This is a genomic window from Lachnoclostridium sp. An181 (assembly GCF_002160325.1).
In the GTDB taxonomy this organism is placed as follows: Bacteria; Bacillota; Clostridia; order Lachnospirales; family Lachnospiraceae; genus An181.
In genome coordinates this window covers 1-4423 of the sequence record NZ_NFKJ01000039.1, presented here as the reverse complement: position 1 = coordinate 4423, position 4423 = coordinate 1, and the positions used below count along the sequence as shown (strand labels likewise).

At 49.2% G+C, this 4423-nt stretch carries 2 protein-coding genes and 1 pseudogene; all 3 read left to right on the top strand.

The window, feature by feature from the left end:
- Positions 1-1994 (top strand): ATP-binding protein (locus B5F18_RS12210; protein WP_087157922.1); only part of this gene is annotated, 1994 nt, incomplete at its 5' end.
- Positions 1994-3994: pseudogene (locus B5F18_RS12205) on the top strand (CD3337/EF1877 family mobilome membrane protein); the annotation flags it as partial. The gene B5F18_RS12210 and the pseudogene B5F18_RS12205, both read left to right, overlap by 1 nt.
- 179 nt (positions 3995-4173) lie before the next feature.
- Positions 4174-4423: lysozyme family protein (locus tag B5F18_RS12200; protein WP_204217122.1), on the top strand; the 250-nt coding region annotated here is incomplete at its 3' end.

The following is a 4423-nucleotide window of genomic DNA, read 5'->3' as shown; positions in this document are numbered from 1 at the left end:
TTATCTCCATGCCAGATGATGAAATCAACCGCTACATGAAAATGGAAAAACTGCTGGAAAATAAAATCTCCCGCCGTTTCAAGTTCCGACGCTTGGACAAGAACGACTTCGGGTATCTTATCGAGCATATCTACGGCAGGGACGGCGTGGCGTATGAGGACTACGAGTATTCGCTTCCAAAGAAAAAGCTGAAAAAGGCAACGCTTATCAAGCAGTACGACCTTATCCGCCCTACCCGCTGTCTGATAGAGGAAAGCCAGCGATACTTGCGACTGGAACATGAGGACAGCGAGAGCTTCGTGTCCTACTTTACCGTCAATGCCATTGTGGGCGAGCTGGATTTTCCGTCCAGTGAGATATTCTACTTCCAGCAACAGCAGTTCACTTTCCCTGTTGATACGAGCATGAATGTAGAAATCGTGGGAAACAGAAAAGCGTTATCGACTGTCCGCAACAAGAAAAAAGAGCTGAAAGACTTGGACAATCACGCCTATCAGTCTGGAAGCGAAACCAGCTCAAACGTGGTGGACGCACTGGACAGCGTGGACGAGCTGGAAACCGACTTAGACCAGAGCAAGGAAAGTATGTATAAACTTTCTTACGTTATCCGTGTATCAGCTCCCGACCTCGACGAGCTGAAACGACGCTGTGATGAGGTCAAGGACTTCTACGACGATTTGAACGTCAAGCTGGTGCGTCCTGCTGGCGATATGCTGGGGCTTCACTCTGAATTTCTTCCCGCCAGCAAGCGTTACATCAATGACTATGTGCAGTATGTGAAATCGGACTTCTTGGCTGGGCTTGGCTTTGGAGCGACACAGCAGTTAGGAGAAAATACAGGTATCTATATCGGCTATTCCGTGGACACAGGAAGAAATGTATATTTGCAACCCTCTCTTGCCAGTCAAGGCGTGAAAGGTACGGTCACAAACGCTCTGGCTTCCGCTTTTGTCGGTTCGCTGGGCGGTGGAAAGTCATTCTGCAACAACCTTATTGTCTATTATTCCGTCCTGTTCGGCGGGCAGGCGGTCATTCTCGACCCTAAATCCGAGCGTGGCAACTGGAAAGAAACGCTCCCAGAGATAGCCCATGAAATCAATATCGTAAACCTCACCAGCGATAAGGAAAATGCAGGGCTTCTTGACCCGTTCGTGATTATGAAGAACGTAAAAGACGCTGAAAGTCTGGCAATAGACATTCTCACATTCCTTACGGGGATTTCCTCTAGGGACGGTGAGAAATTCCCTGTCCTTAGAAAAGCGGTGCGAGCCGTGACCCAGAGCGATCAGCGAGGACTGCTCCATGTGATAGACGAGCTACGCAGAGAGGACACGGCGATTGCCCGCAACATTGCTGACCATATCGACAGCTTTACGGACTATGACTTTGCACACTTGCTGTTCTCTGACGGTTCGGTGTCTAACGCTATCAGCTTGGACAACCAGCTCAATATTATACAGGTAGCAGATTTGGTACTGCCCGACAAGGACACGACCTTTGAGGAATACACGACCATAGAACTGCTGTCTGTGGCTATGCTGATTGTCATTTCCACCTTTGCCTTAGACTTCATTCATTCAGACCGCAGTATCTTTAAAATCGTGGATTTAGATGAGGCGTGGGCGTTCCTCAATGTGGCACAAGGAGAAACCCTCTCCAACAAGCTGGTGCGTGCGGGACGTGCTATGCAGGCTGGCGTGTACTTCGTCACGCAATCCTCTGGCGACGTGTCCAAAGAGAGCCTAAAGAACAATATCGGTTTGAAATTCGCTTTCCGTTCTACGGATATAAACGAGATAAAGCAGACCCTTGAATTTTTCGGTATCGACAAGGACGACGAGAACAACCAGAAAAGGCTTCGTGACTTGGAAAACGGACAATGCCTGCTTCAAGATTTGTACGGGCGTGTGGGTGTGGTGCAGATACACCCTGTCTTTGAGGAATTATTGCACGCCTTTGATACCAGACCGCCCGTGAAAAGCGAGGTGGAGTGATGAAAGATAGGATAAAGGGGCTTCTGACAAGAAAGAAGCTCTTTCGTTTTTTTAAGATAGCTGTGATTGTGGTACTGACGACCATTGCCCTGCTCTCCCTTTTAGGGACGGTGGCACACGCTTCTGGGCTGGTAGATGATACCGTCAATGCGGACAACCTGTATTCACAGTACCCTTTGGAGAATTACCAACTTGACTTCTATGTGGACAATAGCTGGGGCTGGCTTCCGTGGAACTGGCTGGACGGTATCGGGAAATCCGTACAATACGGGCTTTACTGTATTACCAACTTTATCTGGACTATCAGCCTGTATCTTTCCAACGCCACAGGGTACGTTGTCCAGCAGGCGTATAAGCTGGACTTTATCAATGACATGGCAGACAGTATCGGGAAAAGCATACAGACACTCGCTGGCGTGACGGAAAACGGCTTTGGAAGCACTGGCTTTTATGTGGGCTTCCTGCTTCTCATTATCCTTATCGTGGGTATCTATGTAGCCTACACGGGACTGATAAAGAGAGAAACCAGCAAGGCACTCCACGCCGTTATCAACTTCGTTGTGGTGTTTCTCGTGTCCGCTTCCTTTATCGCCTACGCTCCCGACTACATCAAGAAAATCAATGACTTTTCTTCGGACATTTCCACAGCTTCTCTGGATTTGGGAACAAAAATCATGCTCCCAGACAGCGATAGTCAAGGAAAAGACAGCGTGGACTTGATAAGGGACAGCCTATTCTCCATACAGGTACAACAGCCGTGGCTACTCTTACAGTTCGGAAACAGCGATATAGAGGAAATAGGAGCTGACCGTGTGGAAGCTCTGGTATCGGTCAGTCCGTCAGCCGACGACGGGGCGACCCGTGAGGACGTGGTAAAAACAGAAATCGAGGATAACGACAACGACAATCTGACGATACCGCAGGTCATCAACCGTCTGGGAATGGTGTTCTTCCTGCTTATCTTCAATCTGGGGATAACGATATTCGTATTCCTGCTTACGGGCATGATGATATTTTCCCAGATACTATTTATCATCTTCGCTATGTTCCTGCCGATTAGCTTCCTGCTCTCCATGAGACCCAGCTATGAGAACATGGCAAAACAGGCAATCGTCCGAGTGTTCAATACGATTATGACAAGGGCTGGGATAACGCTCATTGTCACGGTGGCTTTCAGTATTTCCAGTATGTTCTACAATATCTCCACCGATTACCCGTTCTTTATGATTGCGTTCTTACAGATAGTCTGCTTTGCGGGTATCTACATGAAGCTGGGCGACCTTATGAGTATGTTCTCTCTCAATGCTGGGGACAGCCAGAGCATGGGACGCAGGATATTCCGTCGCCCGTATCTGTTCATGCGACACAGGGCTAGGCGTATGGAAAACAGATTGGTAAGAGCTGTCGGAAAAGGAAGTATGGTAGGTGCTGGAACGGGTGCAATGGCTGGTTCTGTCTTATCCAGTGCGGGCAGTAAACAAACTCATGCTAACACGACCCGCAAGCGTGACAACGCTTCTTTCGGAAGCCGAGCTGGTTCAGCGGTGGGGGCGGTGCTTGATACGAAGAACAAAGTCAAAGACAAGGCAACGGCTGTCAAGGAGAATATCAAGGATATGCCGACCCAGACCGCCTATGCCGTACACTCCGCAAAGGAAAAGGCAAAATCCAGTGTATCCGACTTCAAGCGTGGCATTGTGCAGGGTCAGGAAGCCAGACAGAGCGAGCGTGCCGACAAGCTCCAACAGCACAGACAGAATATCGCTGATAAGCGTATGGAGCTTCAAAAGGCACAGGAAGCAAAGCAGGCTGGCAGAACGACGGACGGATCAGCGACAACAGGAGCTACCCGTCCCCATGATAGACCTGTCACCGCTTCTCCTGCTTCTAAGGCAGATACAGGGAAAATGCAGGAAATCAAGCGTCCTGTCACTGCCGACAAAGTACATAGTGAACCGACCACGCCACAGCCTGTCAAGGAACGTCCGCTTGCTTCTGGTACAGAAAAGAAAACTTCTGAACCTGTATCACAGCCACAGGGACAGCGACAGACCGTAAGACGTACCGTGGAGCAGACAAGCAAGACAGAGCGTACTCTTTCCAGCCAGCAGAAACAGACGAATTACCAGAAAAATCAACAGACCGTGAAGAAAACCACCACAAAGAAAGGACATAGGAAATGAAACTAAGACATCTCGCCATTATCGGCAGTCTGTTTCCCTTTCTTCTTGCGATAGTGCTTTTCTTTGGTGTACTTATCAGTGCCGAGGACGACGACGGGGGCGGTGGTTCTTCCTCATGGGTAACAGGCATGAACCTATCCGCAGAGGTCTTGAAACATCAGCCTATGGTGGAGAAATACGCCAGAGAATACGGCATATCCGAGTACGTCCCCTATCTGCTGGCAATCATACAGGTGGAAAGTGGCG